The sequence below is a fragment of the Actinomyces sp. ICM47 genome (assembly GCF_000278725.1).
Taxonomy (GTDB): Bacteria; Actinomycetota; Actinomycetes; order Actinomycetales; family Actinomycetaceae; genus Pauljensenia.
This window is the reverse complement of sequence record NZ_ALCA01000127.1, coordinates 1-19,730: the sequence shown is the minus strand read 5'-3', so window position 1 is coordinate 19,730 and position 19,730 is coordinate 1. Positions and strand designations below refer to the sequence as shown.

Here is a 19,730-nt window from a genome sequence, read left to right as displayed (position 1 = left end):
TAGTCGACGTCTGCCTCGCTCCGTATTCCTCTCATAATCGCGAAAGGAAACGCAGACCGCGCGCCATGTCAGCGATCGAATCCGCGATAGTGCTGGTCTCCGCGACACGTGTAGTCGATGTCTCGGTCGATATGATGGCCAGACTTTCGGCGCTCGACTGGCCGAGGCCGCACGTGAGGATACGGATACCGTCTGCTGTCAGTTTGGCAGCCACACGACTCGCTTCGAAAGGGTCCCCTAGGTCACCGTCACCGAAAACAGCAAGAACCATGTCAGATGCACGTGCGTCCAGCAGCATTCTGTGCGCCAGCTCAAGGCAGGGGACAATGTTGGTTCCCCCCGCGATAGCTGCCTGGGCTAGCAGACAGTATGCGGCACTAGGATCATAATCTACTGGCACAGAGCCGCTGATTCCATGGTCCCACAGAATCAGCCCAACAGAATAGTTAGCCTCAACTGCCTCACAAATAAAACGCCGACAACCCCGAACAGCCTTCTCAATCCGCTCTCCCTCCATCGAGCCGCTCACATCCAGCGCGAGGACAACCGAGCCGCCAAAGTTGCGCCTAAGTTGATCCAATGCTGGACCCACAGGATACTCTGTGACGCCAGCCGCATCGAAGTCCTTCTTCGTCCACGTTGCCATAGCGATATCTTCCTTTCACAACCGGTCATCAAGGTTTGAATAGTGACGAATACTTCTCACAGAACCATCAACCCAGAAACATTGTCAGTCTGCTCAGCAAGTTCACCTTCATCAACGACTCCATGGATAAATGCATCCACACGCAGAGTCTTCCCTGTGGATCCGTCCACGGCTTCCACCTCAATTCTTCCCTCAATCGACACGCTCACGTCCAAATGGATTGGACTGCCAGCAGGAGCGGAGGCGATTCCAGTGACCTCGCCGTCGAAGAGAAGCCTGTTTCCTTCTATTTCGTCAGATACGATGACTCCCGCTTGCTCATAGAGTTCAATCCGCGCTTTGCTCTGTTTCGAGAGTGCAGTCGCCACAGTCACACGCTTTTTGACAACCGGAAGAAGCGTGTTTTGCGGAATAATACAGCACACATAAGGTTCTGGCCGTACCGGGAGGCTACTGGAATACAGTTTAATGCCGATAGCCTTGGGGAGGACAGGAGCGACAGTCTTGGGCCCCAAAATGCCCGCCGAACGATATTGCCCCGCTCCCTTACTTGCGCCAACCATACTTGCTAGGACAGCTGCACCCCTGGCCACAGCCTTATCCGGATCGTGGATAATCACAGGCAGTCCAAGACCAGCTTCCAGCGCCGCGCGGATCATCGGCATCCTTGTCGATCCCCCGACGAGCAAGACACGTTCGACAGAACGCGCACCAAGCTCACGCGCCGTTGCTAGCACACGCTTCGCTGCCTCTATGCACATAATAACAAGGTCAGAAGTAGCTTCTTCGAATGCTGAACGGGTGACGGAAACGGTATACATACGACCGTCGTAACGGATACGTACCTTCCCAGCCTCACGAACACTCAAGTTCCTCTTCAGGAGTTCGGCTTCCGTTGACAGGGCAGCCGCAAAGTCCTCATCGAACTCGGCACCCTCATCAATCCCCTGCGTGACGAGGCGCTCCCACAACAGATCGAACATACGCTGATCCCAGTCAAGACCACCGAGCCGAGTCTCGCCATCCACAGCCCAGATCCTCGGACGACGGTCCGCCATTCCTACAACAGCAACGTCAAAAGTCCCTCCTCCCAGATCAAAGACAAGGGACCCGCCATCTCCCGCTTTCTCCACCCCATAGGCGTAAACAGCCGCCACCGGTTCGGCCAGCAACTCCAGGCAGTCGATTCCCGCGATACGGGCTGCGGCATATGTTGCCTCCTTCTCAGCCACTCCGAAATAAGCAGGAACCGTAATCACTGCCCGCAGCGATGTTGATCGCGCACCAAAATGGTCTTGCGCATCCATCACGAGGCGTTTGAGGATGATCCCAGAAATCGCTTCGGGCGTATATCGAATTCCATGGAATTCGAGATCAAAGCTCGTGCCCATATGTCTCTTGATACCGACCACGACATTATCCGGATCCATACGTAGTTGCCTCTTCGCAGCATCTCCCACCAACACGGATCCATCAGCTTCAAAACACACCACGGAAGGAGTAATCTCCTTTCCGTCGGTCGATCGAATTAACTCGTCCACCCCATCGCGCCCATGGTGCATGACGCACGAGTAGGTAGTTCCCAAGTCGATTCCAATATCCAAGGCACTGCTCTTTTCTTATCACTCGAATCAGTTCGTTTTCTGTGCGAGGAGTCCAGCCCTCGCCAGCAAAAAATCCATCACGTCTGGTGTCAAATTGGATGAGACCACAGCTTCACGAACTTGGTTGGCAAGAAATGGGATCACCCCTTCACCGAGGAGAGGTTCGAAGAACGCTTTTCTCCCCTTCAGGTAGTCAACCAGATCCGGTAGAGCTGATCTCCACGACGCTCCACGCAAAAGTTTCAGGCCATTTCGCGGTTCCACCGATAGCAGTGCATTCGCGATCGCTTGCTCTTCCCAGGAAGGGCGCTCTTGCCCCCCTGCCGTCCCTTGTCCCTGCATTCGAGCAAGAATTGGATCGGCACTGTGAATAGTAAGCGGCAAACGCCCCTCCCACACCTGATACATCGCCTCAAGCTGGGATTCGGCACTATTAGGACCCGAAGCCGGGCCAGCCATTCGACGCATTGTCGTCAATTGACGCAAGCCAGCCCACGCAAGGCAGTCAGTGATGGCCTGAGAACCATCAGCAACGGCAATCAGTTCTCTGTACACGTATTGACGTAGCTTGCGCCCGTCCCCCTCGCCCCAGAAAACACCCGCCAAAAACAAACTCATAGGTGGTGCGGCGCAGTCCGCCATACGCCAAGCTCGGAAGTGAGTTTCAGCCCGAGAACAACCACACGGCCACAATGTGGGTGGCGGAGAAGGCGTCCACGCATTCACACCGAATGGGCGCCGAGGTAGAGCAGAAACCGAGATCGTCTGTGCACTCGGCTCCGTTCGCGTCGTACAAATCGCCTCTCCACGCTCAAGCAAACCTAGTAGGGGAGAATTGTCCTGCGAAAGACCGAGTACGCCCGCGACCTGCTTCTGGTCTTCAGGGTGGACGATTCGATGCACAATTTTGAGATTCGTATTTCGTGAGACATCCGATGACACACGCGAGGGACTCTGGTCAATGACGATGATTTGTTCACCGTAGCTACGGACCTCAGCCATCATTGCCGACAACATCGCTGCCGAGACCTGTCTCGCGGATCCCGATTCTTGATCAGCAATGTGCTCGTTAACCTCCGGAAGTATCCGGTGTGCTTCCTCCAAGACCAAGAGGTGTTCCACTGCGCGTGTGACCGTCCGATTTCGCGCACGCGCCCACGTCGCCAAAGTAAGAAGTAGCACGACGAACGAACGTTCCTCGTCGTCGGCTAGATCAGAAAGAGTCACAACCGTAGGCTGAGTGAACAGCCTGTCCACCATTGAGGAATCTGTCCACGAAAACCTATGAGCTCGCGTCGGCGCGAGCAATAGGTTCAGACGGGTCATGAGAGCCGCACGAATATTCGCCTCCTGCTCGGGCGCGTACCCAAGAGAGGAAATGAGCGATGGCACCATGTCACGAACATCGAACAGGGACATACCGGCCCCTTCAGATGGCAACATTGCTACGCGATCAAACAACTGTGTCACAACATAGGGCGTGGGTGAGGGCATTGAGAACGCCCCACGAAATGCACTGGCGACTCGGGCAATGTGGTCTCGGCTATTCTCACCCGGCCAGGCCTCGAGCAAATTGAGATGGAGATCCGCACCCCGCACCACCTGGAGTCCTCCCGAAAAATGTGCAGACACTTCTGAGTAGTCATCTTTAACCGGGTCAAGAACCAGGAAGGGGATACGGTGCTGATTCCACATGTCTGCAAGAAGCTTATGTACAGTCGTGGATTTACCCGAACCCGTTGTTCCAGTAACAAACGCGTGCCCCTCAAAATCACTCACACCGATAGAAGCCGCAACATTTGTCCCCTCATATGTCCCGATTGAAACACGCGCACCCGACGTGCAGGGACGTCGCCCCGCAGGAGGTGCGGGTCGCACCGCGAGACCAGGTTTTCCCGAGCGGGGAGGCGCAAGGAGCCAACCGATATCCCTACTCGTCAACACAGATGTGGGAGGGGGAGCACCCGGCTTGGTGTCATCGAACGACAAGGTCTCATAGCACCGCCCCTGATCACTGGGAATTGCAGTGTGCAAGGCACCCGCAACAAGACGTGCTGTAATGTCGTCGTCAGAGGACGCCCATGTATCCACAGTCCACAGACCCACACCCATACCCTGTGAAATAAGTCTTGCGATGACCCCGGTCCAGTCCTGAACGCGTGTCCAACGATGGGAAACCGCGCGAGTCGTCATCGTTTCGCTCACCTGGCTGGTCATCTCGACATACGATGAAGCCTCCGTCGCCAGAGCATCTAGTCGATATCTCGTATTGAGCACATCGAGCATTGACACGCTCTCACATCGTATGAACAATGTCCAGCGACCTTCGATCCCATCGAGGCGATCAATAAGGGTATCCCCTAGCGCTTGCTCGGAGGAATCCAAAACCTCCCCTTGCGGTCTGTGAGTAACTCCAACCGCATGTTGGAATGCAACTGTGGGAGGGGATGATGGGACGATACGAATTCCAGGAGCAAGCAGCAAACGGGCGCGTTCTAACTCGTCAGCACCCTCGAAACCGAGCAGCAGCCCCAGCTCACCGTCGATGCCGACCAGCGCTAGCTCTGTGAATGTCATTATACCAGCGAGGGCCGATGTCAGGCGCTCGAAGGGTGGCGCACCGTCCTCCGGTGACCACCGTTCAAGGATCTGCACCTTTCCCCAGTGCTTCGCCACCACAGAAGGGGTGCCACACTCAAATCCTTGATTGAACCCATACTTTAGGCTGTCGAGGATATTCTGAGCGCGCTCGTCGGGAGAACTCGCTTCCGCAGGGTCCCCTATAACGCTTGCTAACCTCGGGTATGCCATGAAAGCTATCCCTTTAACCGCCGAAGGGCCTGCTCCGCAGTCTCTCCTATCCTGGCCCGACCGATACGCCCTTCGTCAGTGACCACGATTCCTCGAACACCCATCGGGATCGGTCGCGACGTATCTGCCCAAGCAAATGCCCATCCTCCGGCACACCGTATCGCAGAGTATCGTTCCGGAGAAGCAGCTTGGCTACCAGTGCTCGCCAAAAGTGCACGCGCCTCATTCTCAGTAATCCTACTCATAGGATTCTCCTTCCCTTCGAGTCCCACACTATCGCACGATGCGATACTCTTGGCATTGTCTCAAGATCCGCATAGATCTCCCGGTCCGAGTATTCGAAGACTTTGCCTTCTTGAGAGTCGACAGTAATGATTTGTCCCTCATAGTTGACGACGTTGTACGCATGACCGCCTGGCATCGTCCCCTCCCACGTGGAATGCACGATGGCACTGGAGCCATGTCCTCCCGCTTCAAGAGCACTCCTTAACTCAGGGGCACGAACCAATTCAAACTCCTCATGAGCCCATTCCTCGGTCTGCTCCGAGGCTTCCCCCGCGACCTCTAATCCACCTTGCTCATCGAGCTGAACAGCACGCCCCGCTGCCTCTTGTTCCAGCCCACGCCACGTCGCTTCGAAGCACCGCGCACAGTCCGCACAGTTCACGGTATACGGATCGTCACCGCACTCAGGATCGTAGAGGGGATTGATACGCTCAACAGTCGCACTCGGATCTTGGAAAGGATCCACTTCACGAACGCGACTCATTGGTTCGATATACTCTTCCGAACGTTCCAGCCGAAAAGTACGCGGATCCTCCGCACCATGAAGTGCAGTAGCACCTTCAGTGGTCGAACACTCACCTACTTCATCCAGCATTTCGTTCCCCTCTTGCCACCCTTGTTCCATCATGTTCGATGTGTTATCAAGTTCCGACATCGCGACGTCTCCTCACACCAATTGAGAAAGAAATTGAAGCGAAACAACGAGCACATACCCAAGGATGGCGATTCCCAGGAGACTCCCAACGACTTTCACGCGCGAGCGCACAATGGCCGGATGCTCTCTCATCGTAATCCGTGCACCTGTCGACGTGTTGTACACGGAGCGCGCACGAATAGTTCCATCTCGCATCTCCTTACCTGAAACCTCGACGCAATCCCCCAAATGTGGGCTTCCGCCACGAAGCTCACCGCGGAGTATCACTTCTTTCTCTTTTCCATCAGATACAGTAATGGTAAACGGTTGAATCAAAACTTCAATTTCCCGTTCCTGACGTTGCCTTTCCCTTCCACGCCCAGAGAGCATCGGCATCAAAAAAACAGGGAGAAACGAGCGAACGGACGCAAAGAACAGGATCGCTAAACCTACCACAATCACAAAGGGAAGATACGCCTTCACAAACACGACAGCACCGACAACGACCGCAAGTCGAACAAATGTGCGCGTCAGAAGGTCACCCCATTTGAGGACAACAAGCTCCGTCCTTTGCATACCCATAGTCGTGACCCGGCCAACCACATGCCCCTCCACCTGCGATTTCTTTGAGACCGTAGATCCAGTGCGCGATGCCGGTATGGGCGTCGTAGGAACGACCGGCGACTGTTGGGGGGCCGAAGACCAATGTGGGGCTGGGGGCGAAGAGGTAGCGGGAGGCGGAAGAGGACGAGCAGGTCGCACGGTTGTGGCTTCACGCGGTTGGCGATAACCACACCTGAAACAAACTCCCTTCCTAACCGTTCGTTTCCCACCACAATCAGGACAGATATCAGCATTCATCGTCACTCCCACGGATACCGCACCAAACCACTCAGATACTCTCGAAGCGATTCACTCCAGTTCAGCCAATCTGTCAGAGCATCTATGGCATGGTTATCCGTGAGCGCCCAATCGAGGACGAGGTAGGCGAAAACACCCAAGATAATGAGGTGCACGAGGCTCCAGGACCAGCGAAAGATCCAATACAACATCGGAATCCCATTTTTCATGATGCGCTCGCTTTCTCCCTATCCGAGGAAGTAACGCTAGCCTCTTCTTCCACAGGTGGGACTAGCGTAATCGGGACCTTCTGAGAACTCAACACCCAGTCAATGACCCGCATGGGGTTGAGAGGATCATGTGGTTCTCGCAATACCAACGAGTCAATCGCAAAGTAACGAACATCCCTGAAATCACTTTCAATCCGCCGAACGAGTCCGTCTTGCTCAACGTCAATGAGCCAATCACGAATTCCGTCCGAGTTCTCAGGATCCAATGACATTCCCGACGGAAGCTTCTGGAGTACTTCCGTTTTCGTCAGGACTACCGCCAGATGCCGCTTCGTGAGATCAACAGCCTCTGATCGGATCCTGTCGACCACTGAGGCGTATGCCGCTTCTTGATCCCCGGATGCAACCAGAATATCCGGCAGGTCACGCGCAGCTCGCATGTCCACCTGCACGCGCGGCAGGGCAAGAGGGTCAAGAACAAATACCATCGTCATCGCAGCGTTCACATAAGTGAGTTCTTCAGTGGCCTGGAGGCTTGTGAAGCTCTCACCTGCGGCGTCCATAACCTGCAGCTCAAGCACCTTACCCGAGGCATCCGTCAACTTGAGCGGACGTCCTTCGGGGCGCATTGTGTGGATCGTCTTCTCGGTGGCGGTTCCTGAGTCGATAGCCCGTTCAGAGGCCCGAAGGAAACCCTCCGCCTCGGTGTTGAGTCCCTCAAGTGAACCGTGAACCGAATCAAGCTGACGGCCTACTGCAGTAAGAGCCGCCGCAAAAAATCGAGTCTTCCCGGCTCCGACTGATCCGAATGCTGGGAGTTGCACAGTCCGACGCGCACCGCTACCTTTCACAAGTGGCTCTCCACAGCTTGGACACAGCGCAACGAGGACCTTCGAAGCCGCACTAATCGTTGTCCGGAAGCTTGTCCCACAAGCACAACGACGTTTGACAACACCGAGCGGCCCCGGCGACACGTCGCGGTGGATGATCGAGCAATCCGAATTAGGGCAGTGATAGCTAGGCCGCGGATTGGTTTCATAGCAGTGGGGACACTTCACCTTTGCTCGGACACGGAACATCATGCCGCGGTCCCACAAACGGTATCCCAGAGTCAACAGCTGCTGGCACAAATAAACTGCGCCACCGATGACCAGCATGACGAGTAGCCACACAATGAAAGACGTATACAACGCGAGAACGAAACCTACGAATGGAACGAGGACCCCCGCTACCCATGCGAGCCGTGAAAGAGCACCAATCGCTGCATCCGAGAGGTTCCCCTTCTGGTCGGCATCCTTGCCTCGCGAAGCTCGATTCCACACGGAGCCACCAGCCTTGAGCCACAGCCACGACGCAAGAACTCGCAACTCAGCGGCCACGGCAACGACGTCTCGCTGTGCCTGATAGGGGTTGTACTCAGGCCATGCTTTATCCCACCCAAAGTGCTTGGTAAACCCTCGCGGCGCATGCTTGATAACACGCTCCGCCGCAACTTCGTCGGGTGTCGCAATATCCGGTTGTGTCCGTGAGTGCCCGCTCAGCACACGCAGGGGAACAAAAAGGCCCACAATCAAGCCGACAATAGCAGCAATGAGGAAGGCGCAACACCAGTAGAAGACAAGCCAAGCCAAGATTCGCAAGAATGTAGCGATGACGATCCATATCGCCAAGCCAATACCAACGATTACGGCAAAGAAAATGAAAACGATTTCCAGACACCCGTCATCCATTAGTTATCCCGTCCTTTCCGATTGAGAAATCCGATGGCTACGCGCGACAGCTTCCGCTTGAAACGTCCTTTTTTCGCATCTCTCGCGAAGTCTTCGAAAGCTGCGAGGACCCGTCGATCCACCAGTTGCTCTGTGGCAGCCTGATACACCAAGCCTCTGCGCACACGGTCATCGCATACTTCAAGCAGGAAGTCCTCCGCACCCACGGCAGGAGCATTAAGTCTGCCCTGTATAGCACCAACCGCCAACGAAATAGTTTCTGCCATCCCACACACGGTGTTCTCCCTGGTGTTCAGGAAGTAATAGACGGATTCACGCGCCCATTCTTCATAAGCGCCAACTAGATGTGCGACTCCACCTGTATCGGGGCACCTCAGAATAATCGCACCCAGGAAGTCCAACATGAGAGGCGACATCGTGGGAACGTAGGCGATCACCGTCGGCAGATAGGGATTCGGATTCGTTGACGAGCCGAGGGCTGCGCAGCAATACTGCGCCACAGTATGCACCTGCGCGGCGTATTCACTCAGCCTCCGATAACGCACGACAATCCCCGACTCATGCAAGCTCACAAGAAGTTCCCGAAGGCTCACCGCTGGCTCGCCTGTTTTCAGGGCAGCTGCGATCTGGTCAAATAACCATTCCCCTGCTTCGTCCGTGATTTCGCGCTGAGTCTGCGCCCACATCATGAAGAGTTCGTAATTGGCGGGCAGCTTCGCTTGAGACCACACGAGCCGCCAGCTGTCAGGTGGGATCTGTCCCATGGTGCGCAGCTGAGCAGCGCGTGCACCGATGGGCAGCCTGGCAACAATCACAGCGCTGTTCCATTGCTCGACGCATACCCGCATCGCTGGTGTCAAAGCGGAATTCCTCGTCAGCCATGTCCACGTTCCTTGCATGAGCGTACGGAGATCGTCCTGGCCACCCGAACACCAACGGCGAACGAGAACGCGAGCGAGTTCTTCAACAATCTCCTCTCTGTGTTCCCAGCTCGCGCTTTGCTCGGTCAAATCCGGGCTGGATGCCCACAGCCGAGCAACGCGCGCTACGATTTCTGCTCGGCTCACATCCGCGATAGGTACGTCACAAGCGCGAGCGACTGTCAGAGTTGCAGGCAGGAGAACATCTTCCGAGGTCTCCGCCACCTGCGAGAGAAGGATCGAGGCCTGCGCTCTGGCACCCTCGTCTTTCCAAGTGAGACGTCCATGCGGACGAGCGCTTGACAGAGCCAGTAGGAGTGCCTCGGATGCACGGGGAATTCCGCTCACAGACTCAAGCACCGACATGAGAACACCAGCAGCCAGGTCCTGGCTCTCTGTGCTCATAAGCGCAGCGATAGTTTCCCCAGCCAACTTCGCATCTTCGGGCGTTTCCACGGCACACGTCACGGCTAGATCCAGCAGATCATCCCCATAGAACATAAGATCGTCGTCTTGCCTGGTAATGGCTAGGCCTCGTAGCGCTTGCATAGCGACAAGCCAGTTTCGATGATCCCCAACGTTCTGGGGGAAAGACGCCAGTGCAGCAGCACGCGTAGCCAGGTCACGCCCAAGAAAGCCCTCCCAGCACCGCGCGACATCAATCGCGGCAAGCGCAGTGGCGGAATCTTCATGCAAGAACCAGTCCGCTTGTGTAAGCGCAGACTCACTCGCCTCCAGTGGGGCAATAAGGCGACGATCGAGATCAATCACGTTGACCCCGGCCCGGGGTACACTCGGATCCGGCTGTGGGCCAAATGCGGGACTGGCGGCCACAATGTCGGCCTTTGTGATCATCGGATCCTGCACGAGGCCCCGGATGCTGAGCGAGAGAGAACGTTCCCTCTCGATGAAAAGGGTACCGAGTGCGATCCACTTGCGTGCGAGGGCCTCGTCAGCGGTGACGATCACCAGACGCTTGGAAGTCTCATCGGTCACTTGCTCGACCATCGTGAGAAATTCCGCGAAGTGAGCGACTGCCCAGGCATCATTCTTGACCATGTCACGCAGTGCGTCGGCTTCAAAGTCCCGCGTTACTTCGAGCGGCGCTGCCCACTGAGTTAGTGTCTGGCTCGGCGCCTTTTCAAGAGACCAGTTTCGCGCGCCAAGAAACTGCGCAGGGCGCATCATTCCAAAGTCGTCTGGATCAGACGTCGCGATCGCTTGAGTCAGAAGGTTACCGGGTCTCCCATTGTTGGTGACACCCGTCGAAATACCCCGCGAGAGGTAGTAACGCCCCGCGTGCGCGCGGTAAGCAAAGGAGGCCGGGTGCTCCAGCGGATCGTGATCGACGTTCCAGCCGACAACCACGCGGTGAAGCATGTAGTCACGGATAACCTGACGGTCCTGTGCTGTCATTCCCTCGGAAAGGGCCTGAAAGTTGAATCCGTCAATGCCATCGACAGCCTCATTTGCCCGAGTGTCCGTGTAAATCGCTACATCAAACATCACGTCACCCCTGGCGTGGGATAAACCCACGTTCAGCCATAAGCCACAGCAGCGGTTCACCCACCCTGTGGGGGATGATGCCACGCTCGTCAATACGCTGAGTCGAGTAATTCGGTTCAGATCCCAAGGCAGATAAGCCGAAGAACCTGTAGTTCGCGTAGTTCGTATCGAGCATCGTGAGCAGGCCATCCCCACCCCAATGAGAAACCAGGGAAGCAATGTGATCATGCATGGATTTCGCCTCCTCCTCATCAAAATAGGGAAGCTTGGACGAAGGATGCCGTATCGGATTGTTCTGGGGCACTTCCTCCCAGAAAGCATCGATCTTAGAGATGACGACAGCAACCGGCTGCTTAATCTTCCGATTGCGCTTGACTCGCTCGTTTTGCCGAAGGACTTCCGTGATGGCGTGCAGAACATTCTCCGGCGAAGTCTCAACCCGCTGATCATCTAAGGCTTTGCTGCGGCCCGCATTCCCCGGAAAGCTAAAGGGATCGAGGAGCAGAATAATCCCATCGGTCGCCAGCAGGTACGTCATACTCAAAGCGCGCTCGTCGACGGCGAGATCCTCACCCGCAGTGTCGTAGAACGAAAATACCGTCGACTTGTAGTCACCAAGTGCGGCCTTCGCGATCCCGTCGCGCGGAATCTTCCATTCAAACACCACTGGTGTTGTCTTTTCTCCGGCTGCTTGCTGGGTCTGTGGAGGAAGCTGACCGGATGTGGATTCCATCTGGTCGAGAAGGTTCTTGAGCTTTGCTGCCTGACCGTTTTCTTCACCAGCACCATAGACCGTGATAACGTGCTTGAAACGTCGGCCGATCGGCCCGTTGGTTGCCAGCTCACGCATGAGAACCGCCAGCATCACGGTTTTACCCGAGGAACGCGCGCCCACCAGACCAAACAGCGGAGAATCACTCGAGAAACCGTCGGGCAGCCGCGAATGGCATTGGGGGCACAAACGCACACCCGTCGGCCCGAAACACTTCGGACATTCTGCTCTCCGCACCTCCCGAAGCATCGACGGAGTCAAAGGAGTGAAGGCCGGATAGTATTCGTTCAGGTCACCGAAATACCGTTCTCGTGCGCTATCGACTACTTTGATACACGGTTGCTTCCCCGCTGCCGGGCGTCCCAAGCAACGGAAGGACGCCTTACGCAGGTCGATATCCGTATAGCAATAGGGGCACGACGCTACAAAACCCGGTAGAGGCATCGGTCATCCTTTCATCGATGAAGTGGACGGATCATTGAGAATGATTGGTGAAGCCGAGTCCGCAAAGAGACGTACCCAATAGCCGCCTTTGATCTTCGGGATGGAAAAGCTACGATAGTGGGTGAGGTCCGTTGAAAAATCGAAGTGAAGGCTCGCTATCTGTTGCCCGTCTTCAGGACGAGACGGCATGAACGCGCCAGCGGCCATCACGGCAACCAGATCCGCTTCGCCGCGGAATCCATCACTCGTGACACTTACGCGCGCTTCGCGCCCCCCGAAGGGACCTCGAGGCAGCTTGAGCTGATACCGTATACTCGGAGGTACGGCTTTCAGGCGAACGGTAACAGGCGCGAATGTGTGCTCTTTGCCAAGACTTGGCACTACTGTTCCAACTGACACTTCGGTGATCAGCTCAGCATTTGGAATACGCACACCGCCGTCGCGTCTGTAGACAAACCGATCAACACGCTTGTGCCCGCTCTTCCCATTGACGGCAGACCACGTCACGTCCATCAAGTAATCACCGTGGGGCCACACCCACGAGACGTTCAGTTCGGAGCCGAGACGCACCGCCTCCACGTCACGAGGTGGTGGCGCTGCGCCGGCAACGACTGCCCCTCCGACGATTCCCTCGGTCCCATCCCATGTGACAGGCACAAACGAACGCACATCGGGCAGCACGTAGAAGTCCATCGTCTGGCGCACTCCACTACTCCGGATTGCGCCCATGACCCGTTTCCCAGTCAATACGTCAAGTCGATCTGCAGTAACGCGTGCCCCAGTCTCCACTGCCATGTCGATAGGCAGTGACCATAATTCCGTGGCGTAGCCCGGGACCTCGGTCCATTCAGCACGTACCCCGGGTTTTCCATCCGGCATCCTGGTACTGCCGATGCTCAGATCGCGTACTGCATGGACAGTACCGCGTGGCGTCGCGTCGAGGGTGGTCGATTCAGAAAGAACGGACTGTCCGTTCACCACGTAATGGGCTCTCAGAACAACAGTGTATTTCTGTCCGAGTTGAAGCCCTTCGATGCGCAATCGCCCCTGTGTCGTCGTGGGGAATGCCCTGCGCGTTCCGTCTGCGCTGATCAGCTCTCCCGACACACCCGCAACCTGAGCTGGTGCTTGCCAGAAGACCGTCACGTCGTCTGAGGTCACGACCGTGCGCGCATCGGAGGGCGGTGGCAGGACCGTTATCCGCGAAACCGCCGGAGCTGAGTAGCTAGCCCCCTGACGGAACGCGAAAACTGCGTAGACCGCCTGGTGTGCGACGAGCGGCGAAGGATCGAAGGCCGCCTGATCAGCTGTCGCTGCCGCAATCGTCAGTCCTACCTTAGGATTCGCCGGTGTACCCGATTCGCTGCGAACCACGGTATACCTGATATCAGGGTCCTGCGCGCCTCGCCACGCAAGGGCAACACCTTTCCTACTCGGGGAATAGCTCACGTCCAGACCCGTTGGCTGGTCGGGAGGAATCTGAGACAAGAGACGGGTGATTTCCGTATCTTCATGGTCCACCGAACGTGCATCCCCAAGCGCTGCACGAGCTCCGGAAAGGTCCTTCACCGCTATCGCTTGGCGATACGCCTCCATCGCGGCACTTTTGCGTTCCTCTGCAGCTGTAAGCGCTTCGGCTGCCTCTCGGGCAATAGGGGATTGCGCTTTATCTTCATCCCCGCCGACCAGCGCGAGGTAAAGCCTGCGCGCACCCGATAGATCCCCAGCTGCGATCAAATCCTTCACCTTGGCAATGTCGGGTCCCGATCCACCTGTGGCTACACCCGCGAGCAATCTACGCGCGTCGAGATCAGCAAGGCCAATGGCCATCAGACGGTTGAGTGCAAGCGTTGGCGTCAACCCTTGAGTCCGCACAAGTTGTTCCGCCAATTTCGCCCACCATGCAAGAATAAGGTCACGCACATCGGAGTCTGTCGTACACTCTTCTCCGATTTTAGTGAGAACCTTCTTCGCACTTTCCATAGAGTCGCCGGACCTAGTGTTCACGGCCGACTTAGACTGGCGCAGATCAGCGATCCCTACCACGCGCCGTCTGTTTCCGGCGACGACAGCGCTCAACTCATCGATCACACGAATATCACGTGGGTGTTCTGATCGTTCGTGTAACAGCAATACCTCAACAATGTTAGTCATGCCAGGCGGCAAGTTCCCTTTGGACCATGCGTTAGCCGCCTTGCTTACTGGCACCTCAAAGTCAGGGCACACGCGGACCCCCTGCCCTTTGACAGCACCCGCCAGCTCGGCATCCGTCACACTCGCGGCAATTCCGTAAGCCGATGCCGCTTGGCGCAATTGCTCAGCAGTTACGACAGCGAGGGGATTATCCTGCTTAACTGCCTGTGCAAAGTCATTCAACTCCGCCTGGCCAATCTCCGCTGCGCAATGCGATAATTCTTCCCAAAATTCAGGGTCGCACACATGTTGCTCAAGCACCTTATTTACCGCTGCGAGTAGCTGTTTAACCAGCTTTGCAACTGGAACACGAGCGGCGTTCAGATGTCTCTCTAGCCCCTGAACATGCTTTGTTAGCTCATTTTTTGACATGCCGGGAGTGATGGCAAAGAGCGCGGCTATATCTGCCTTACACAGGGCTTCAATTACCGTTGTTTCGTCCTGCGCACCGCTGAGCGCACGCAGCGCGCCATTGATTGCGGACTGTTGCGCCGCATTAGTGCTCAGAGGTTTCAGAACAGAATCCTGATACGCCTTTTTGTCGAACATTATGCTCTCTGCCTCACTCCCGGGGATGGTGCCTACGACCGAGTCATGATCTGGGCGATCTGCTTCCTTGCCTTCTTGACGTCCTCCTGACTCAAGACAGAGACTGCTGCCTCCGCCTTAAAGGACCGGCCTGTTGCCGGTTCGACAACGAGCAGGGTTGCAACGCCTTCCTCCGACACTTCCAGGGTCACCTCGATGGGATCTCCCCTTCGCATCGGGGGAAGTCCCTCGATGGTTGTACTCGGTCCAGAAATCATCGCCTTGTTATCCCGCGTGTCTTCGGACTCCACTTCACCACCTTGTTCGAAGAGAGAGACCTCGACGCTCGACTGCCCGTCTTCAACGATGCCACCAGTCAACGAGGCAACGAGTGGAAGCGTCTCATTTGCGTGCGCGAGGAAATTGACATACTCCTCAAACTTGCCCTTGTCATTCTCCCTGACGAGTCGCACTCCCAGCCCTCGCGAGAGCACGTTGGTTACCACGGTCCGGCCAGGGCCAATGCCGAACATCGGCTTCGAATCGCCGAAATCAGCCGATGTATTGTCTGTCGCCCCCGCACCGATTTCTGCGAAGCCCGGATCGGGAAGCTCTCCCTGCCCGAAGATCGCGGCACCCTTGGCCACCGACAGATCAAAGTCAGTATTTTCGGCGTTAAAACCCGCTTCTGCGAGCGTTGTCCTAATCATCGGCATACGCGAGGACCCACCAACGAGGAGGTAACGATCAACGGTCAGACCCGGGAACTTATTCTGCGCTGTTTCGATGACTCGCCGGGTGATTTCAATGGTTTGTGCCACAAGGTGTGACGTCGCTTCTTCGAACTCTTCACGCGTGACTTTGACATGTTCCTTCTTGTCCTGGTACCGGAGAAGAATGTTGGCAGATGCACGTTGGGTCAACGTCTTCTTCGCGTCTTCGACTTCCACTCGAAGCTCGGTCATGAAGTCTTCATCGAACGAGGGATCATTGTCATCGTCAAGGCCCGCCTGTTCCTTGAAACGATCCAAGAATATATCCTCCAGGCACTGGTCCCAGTCGGCACCACCAAGCAGACGATTGCCGTCGATAGCAACAACTTCTACTTGCCCCGCACACGACTTTAGGATGGTCGTATCGAAAGTACCACCGCCGAGATCGAAGATAAGCAGGGTCTGTTCTTGCTCCTGTCGGGCACACAGGGAGATGGCAGCCGCGACCGGCTCCGGGATAATGCCGACAACTTCCAGACCGGCGATCTCTCCGGCTTGCTTGGTCGCTTGCCTTTCCTGGGTTCCAAAATATGCCGGGACAGTGATAACAACCTTGCTGATATCCAGGTTATTCTGGCTGTTGGCGTCGCTGACCAGCTCTTTCAAGATCAAGGCAGAGATGGACTCCGGAGTGTACTCCCGCCCCCGGAATTCTAGCGGGAATTCCTCGCCCATGTGGCGCTTGATAAGGGAACAGGCATTCTCAGGGTCGCTAACCTGCGTCTGCTTCGCCTGGCTGCCAATGACAACGGTGCCGTCTTCATCGAAGAAAACAACCGACGGAGTCGTGTCTTCACCGACAAAATTCTTGACAATTTCAGGCATTCCATCGTCATTAACAAGGGCGACAGCAGAGTATGTCGTTCCCAGGTCGATCCCATAGACTTTGTCACTCATGCGATAGTTCCTTCCTTATGTCATTCCGTGTTTGTTGTTGCTTCGTCAGATGTTGTTTCCAACATAGCGTCATAGCGGTACACAGTTACCTGCGCAGGTAGGAAAGCACGCTCGGCTCCCGAGCGCTTCAGGCCTTGACGCAGAACCCTGGCCACCGTCCAATCCAGATCACGCACACCCGTTCGCGTAGTCTTCCGCGCGGCATGGAGAACCCTGTCGAAAGCATCACCGACCCTAACACCGACAGATTCCACTCCCAGTAGGTCAAGCGACTCGATGAGCACATCATGGAAGTAGTCGAATTCAACATCCGCCTTATACCCCTCCCCCTGTGCACGTGCCAGCGCTGCAGAGTCTGCGGCCTGGGTCAATAGGAGGGCCATCCTTGTCAAAACAGGACCGAAGAACTGCTGTATCTGATCGGCCCTGAGCAATTCAATGCGACTTTGAAGCTGACGTACCAGATTCTCATAGAACTCTGCCCGTTCGGAAAAAGCCTGTACATCCGCACGCACCCCAGAGAGAAGCTCAGCAATGTCTGCCTTGCCGAACTCGTCATACGCATTGCGCATCGTAGGCAGCGTATCCGCGACCGATTTAGCCGCGTTAACAGAAGCATCATCGACGCTGTTTCCCAAAACCGCACCCGTATCGCTCTCGGTCTCAAAAGCTGGTGAGGTCGCCTCACTGTCCGGAACGACACTTGTTGAATCACTCATCGCATATCTCCTTCGATGATCAAATGGCCAACCAGACAAGTCATCCCAAAACGACGTACATGCAGGTCAATACATATGATTCGCTGTGCCTCTATCTCCAAGTATCACTCTTTGTCACAATACCCTTTAATGAACGAAATATTGCAACGAGTTGACAAAACACCCACAAATCTCTCCGTAATCTAACCTACACCCCTATCTTTGGTTATGACTTCGTAATTCTAAGCTAGATATAGCTTACATCACGTATCTATACTTGTCTAGCACTCATTTGTCCAACAACTTATACAATAGCAACCCTGAAATATAGGATCTAGGCCCCAGCAACACGGGGGTTGTAGGACAAAACGTGTTGGTTGGGGGTTGGTCCCAGGTGTTGTGGTAGGGGGTGGTGTGGTGGAGTTCGTTGAAGCAGATTGCGTCGCCCCAGACGGGGATGGTGCCGGTGGCTTGGTGTGTTTGGCTGGCGTGGTACCAGGCATTTTCGAGGGCTGCGTCGGTGGGCATGGTCGCCAGGATCGTCGCTGCTGGTTGCGGGTGAGCTGAGTGGATGTAGTACCACCAAAACACGGCTTTCATGCGTCGGGTTAGGCGCATGCCGCGGTGGTCGCGCAGTATCTGGCGTAATTGGGCGTTCGTGCTTTCGATCTGGTTGGTCATCGCGGGCATCTGGTGTGTCCAGGTGGGGTCCAGGTAGGTGAACAGGAGCCCCTGGGAGATGAGCTTGTTGAGGCTGTTACGAGCCCGCACGAGACGTTCGTGGGTGTATTCCCATCCCCCCTCAGGCCTACGTGTTTTCTCCTCCCAGAAGTCCTTCCAGCGCGTGCACCACCCCTGGTAGGCACCTATCCATTCCTGGGCGCCTTCAATGTCTGTCACGTGGGTGAGCTGGCGCCCCAGAGCGTATAGCCTGCGTGAGGCTTCCAGTTTGGGGCGCATTGTGGTGGCTTGGCGGATACGACAATACGCGTGGAAAGTGCAGCGTTGAACGCGCGTGGTCGGCCAGATTCTCTTGCAGGCTTTCGCGAACCCGCTGCCCCCGTCGGTCACGACCAGGGCCGGGGGTGCGATCCGGCTCATGAGCGCGCCCCAGGCCCGAGAGTTCTCGCTCCTGGCCGCGTACCAGCCCAGCACGCAATCGGGTGTTTGGGCGATAAGGACCACAGCGTTTCGGCCCAGGTGGATGCCGTCGACGAAGATGACGTCATGGACCTCATCGATGATCGGGCTGAATGGCCATAACTGCCACAACGGCTCACAACGCCGACGAAACGAACGACCCCCACCCGGCATGTCCGCCTGACGGCGCCTTCCAAGGAGCCACGCCAAGAACTCATCCAGATGCTTCGCCATGGAATTAATGCGGCTGACCTGGCTGATATTGCACAGGGAGCAGCGCCATCGCTGCGCCCCTGACGCTAAGTGCCCATACCTGGTCATCACTCGCCCACACGCCGGGCATTTAGGGGTATTCATACCCCCACGATGAAACAACCACCTTCAATGTTGATTTTCCCGCACCAGCAAGCCGAAAACCCGCCACAAAACCAACACGTTTTGTCCTTTAACCCAAAGTTACCCCTCCAACAACACGTAGTGTCCTATAGCCCTCCTTTAACCCCAGATTCACATGCAGAAGAGGGAGACGGCGCTCCAGGTAGAGGGTCCACGTGCGTTCGAAGCGCCCAAACCTCCTTCAGCACACAGCACTGGCACACCCACACCAGCCATGCAGCACACGGAACCAGGTCGACACCAGGCCCACACATACGAAAAACCGACACCCACTATCGGATGCCGGTCTGTGGTGGAGCTAGGGGGATTCGAACCCCCGACCTTCTCATTGCGAACGAGACGCGCTACCAACTGCGCCATAGCCCCAAGGACGGATATACCTTAGCACCCTCCGAAGCCTTCACGCAAACCGACAACGATCAGCGAGGCTTCACACCGAAGACCGCACGACAAAACGACCGATAAGCAGTCGGGATATACTCCCCCACCTTCATTCAACAGGCAACAGGCAACAGGCAACAGGCAACAGGCAACAGGCAACGAAACCACACGCAACCACACTGCACTCGTCAACGCGCCACAGACAAGCGGATGCCCCGCATGTCTACTCCACCGGCCACCTCGCCCCGGATTGAGGGGACAGCGCAGCGAACAACCCCGCGTCACCAATGAGCGACAAAAGA

The 19,730-nt window shown here is 56.1% G+C and carries 12 protein-coding genes and 1 tRNA gene; all 13 read right to left on the bottom strand.

Annotation, left to right across the window (positions count from 1 at the left end):
* Nucleotides 1–31 precede the first annotated feature (31 nt).
* On the bottom strand, nt 32–646 hold the full coding sequence (locus tag HMPREF1136_RS09195; RefSeq protein WP_034505665.1) for a vWA domain-containing protein: 615 nt from the start codon (nt 644–646) through the stop codon (nt 32–34).
* Between the two features lie 56 nt (nt 647–702).
* Nucleotides 703–2,250, bottom strand: coding sequence for an Hsp70 family protein (locus HMPREF1136_RS09190; protein WP_034505663.1), 1,548 nt, complete (start codon nt 2,248–2,250; stop codon nt 703–705).
* 27 nt (nt 2,251–2,277) lie between these two features.
* A complete protein-coding gene (locus HMPREF1136_RS10745) occupies nt 2,278–4,362 on the bottom strand; it encodes an ATP-binding protein (protein WP_269528463.1) in 2,085 nt (694 codons plus the stop codon).
* A gap of 940 nt (nt 4,363–5,302) precedes the next feature.
* Nucleotides 5,303–6,001, bottom strand: coding sequence for a toxin glutamine deamidase domain-containing protein (locus HMPREF1136_RS09185; protein WP_009649077.1), 699 nt, complete (start codon nt 5,999–6,001; stop codon nt 5,303–5,305).
* Nucleotides 6,002–6,013: 12 nt separating this feature from the next.
* Entirely contained in the window at nt 6,014–6,595 is a 582-nt protein-coding gene (locus HMPREF1136_RS09180) for a hypothetical protein (protein WP_156791887.1), read from the bottom strand.
* 451 nt (nt 6,596–7,046) lie between these two features.
* Nucleotides 7,047–8,780 carry a TRAFAC clade GTPase domain-containing protein gene (locus tag HMPREF1136_RS09170; RefSeq protein WP_009649070.1) on the bottom strand — a complete coding sequence of 578 codons (1,734 nt, stop codon included), beginning with the start codon at nt 8,778–8,780 and terminating at the stop codon, nt 7,047–7,049.
* A complete protein-coding gene (locus HMPREF1136_RS09165) occupies nt 8,780–11,206 on the bottom strand; it encodes a GAP1-N2 domain-containing protein (RefSeq protein WP_034505679.1) in 2,427 nt (808 codons plus the stop codon). Before HMPREF1136_RS09165 ends, HMPREF1136_RS09170 begins: the two co-directional genes overlap by 1 nt.
* 4 nt (nt 11,207–11,210) lie before the next feature.
* On the bottom strand, nt 11,211–12,101 hold the full coding sequence (locus tag HMPREF1136_RS09160) for a GTPase domain-containing protein (RefSeq protein WP_009649078.1): 891 nt from the start codon (nt 12,099–12,101) through the stop codon (nt 11,211–11,213).
* 324 nt (nt 12,102–12,425) lie between these two features.
* The gene (locus tag HMPREF1136_RS09155; RefSeq protein WP_009649079.1) at nt 12,426–15,164 is read right to left on the bottom strand and encodes a fibronectin type III domain-containing protein; all 2,739 of its coding nucleotides are present in this window, start codon (nt 15,162–15,164) and stop codon (nt 12,426–12,428) included.
* Between the two features lie 32 nt (nt 15,165–15,196).
* Nucleotides 15,197–16,813: an Hsp70 family protein gene (locus HMPREF1136_RS09150; protein WP_009649100.1), complete on the bottom strand. Its 1,617-nt coding sequence runs from the start codon at nt 16,811–16,813 to the stop codon at nt 15,197–15,199.
* A gap of 20 nt (nt 16,814–16,833) precedes the next feature.
* Complete coding sequence (locus HMPREF1136_RS09145) at nt 16,834–17,532, bottom strand: co-chaperone GrpE (RefSeq protein ID WP_009649072.1); 699 nt, start codon at nt 17,530–17,532, stop codon at nt 16,834–16,836.
* 267 nt (nt 17,533–17,799) lie between these two features.
* Nucleotides 17,800–19,008 carry an IS1249 family transposase gene (locus tag HMPREF1136_RS09140; RefSeq protein ID WP_442852137.1) on the bottom strand — a complete coding sequence of 403 codons (1,209 nt, stop codon included), beginning with the start codon at nt 19,006–19,008 and terminating at the stop codon, nt 17,800–17,802.
* A 329-nt stretch (nt 19,009–19,337) separates the two neighbouring features.
* Nucleotides 19,338–19,413, bottom strand: a tRNA-Ala gene (locus HMPREF1136_RS09135).
* Between the last annotated feature and the right edge of the window lie 317 nt (nt 19,414–19,730).

Coding starts and splice junctions, on each gene's coding strand:
- HMPREF1136_RS09195 (WP_034505665.1), bottom strand. CDS start 646: ATGGCAACGTGGACGAAGAAGGACTTCGATGCGGCTGGCGTCACAGAG.
- HMPREF1136_RS10745 (WP_269528463.1), bottom strand. CDS start 4,362: ATGGGTGTGGGTCTGTGGACTGTGGATACATGGGCGTCCTCTGACGAC.
- HMPREF1136_RS09185 (WP_009649077.1), bottom strand. CDS start 6,001: ATGTCGGAACTTGATAACACATCGAACATGATGGAACAAGGGTGGCAA.
- HMPREF1136_RS09170 (WP_009649070.1), bottom strand. CDS start 8,780: ATGGATGACGGGTGTCTGGAAATCGTTTTCATTTTCTTTGCCGTAATC.
- HMPREF1136_RS09165 (WP_034505679.1), bottom strand. CDS start 11,206: ATGTTTGATGTAGCGATTTACACGGACACTCGGGCAAATGAGGCTGTC.
- HMPREF1136_RS09155 (WP_009649079.1), bottom strand. CDS start 15,164: ATGTTCGACAAAAAGGCGTATCAGGATTCTGTTCTGAAACCTCTGAGC.
- HMPREF1136_RS09150 (WP_009649100.1), bottom strand. CDS start 16,813: ATGAGTGACAAAGTCTATGGGATCGACCTGGGAACGACATACTCTGCT.
- HMPREF1136_RS09145 (WP_009649072.1), bottom strand. CDS start 17,532: ATGAGTGATTCAACAAGTGTCGTTCCGGACAGTGAGGCGACCTCACCA.
- HMPREF1136_RS09140 (WP_442852137.1), bottom strand. CDS start 19,008: ATGAATACCCCTAAATGCCCGGCGTGTGGGCGAGTGATGACCAGGTAT.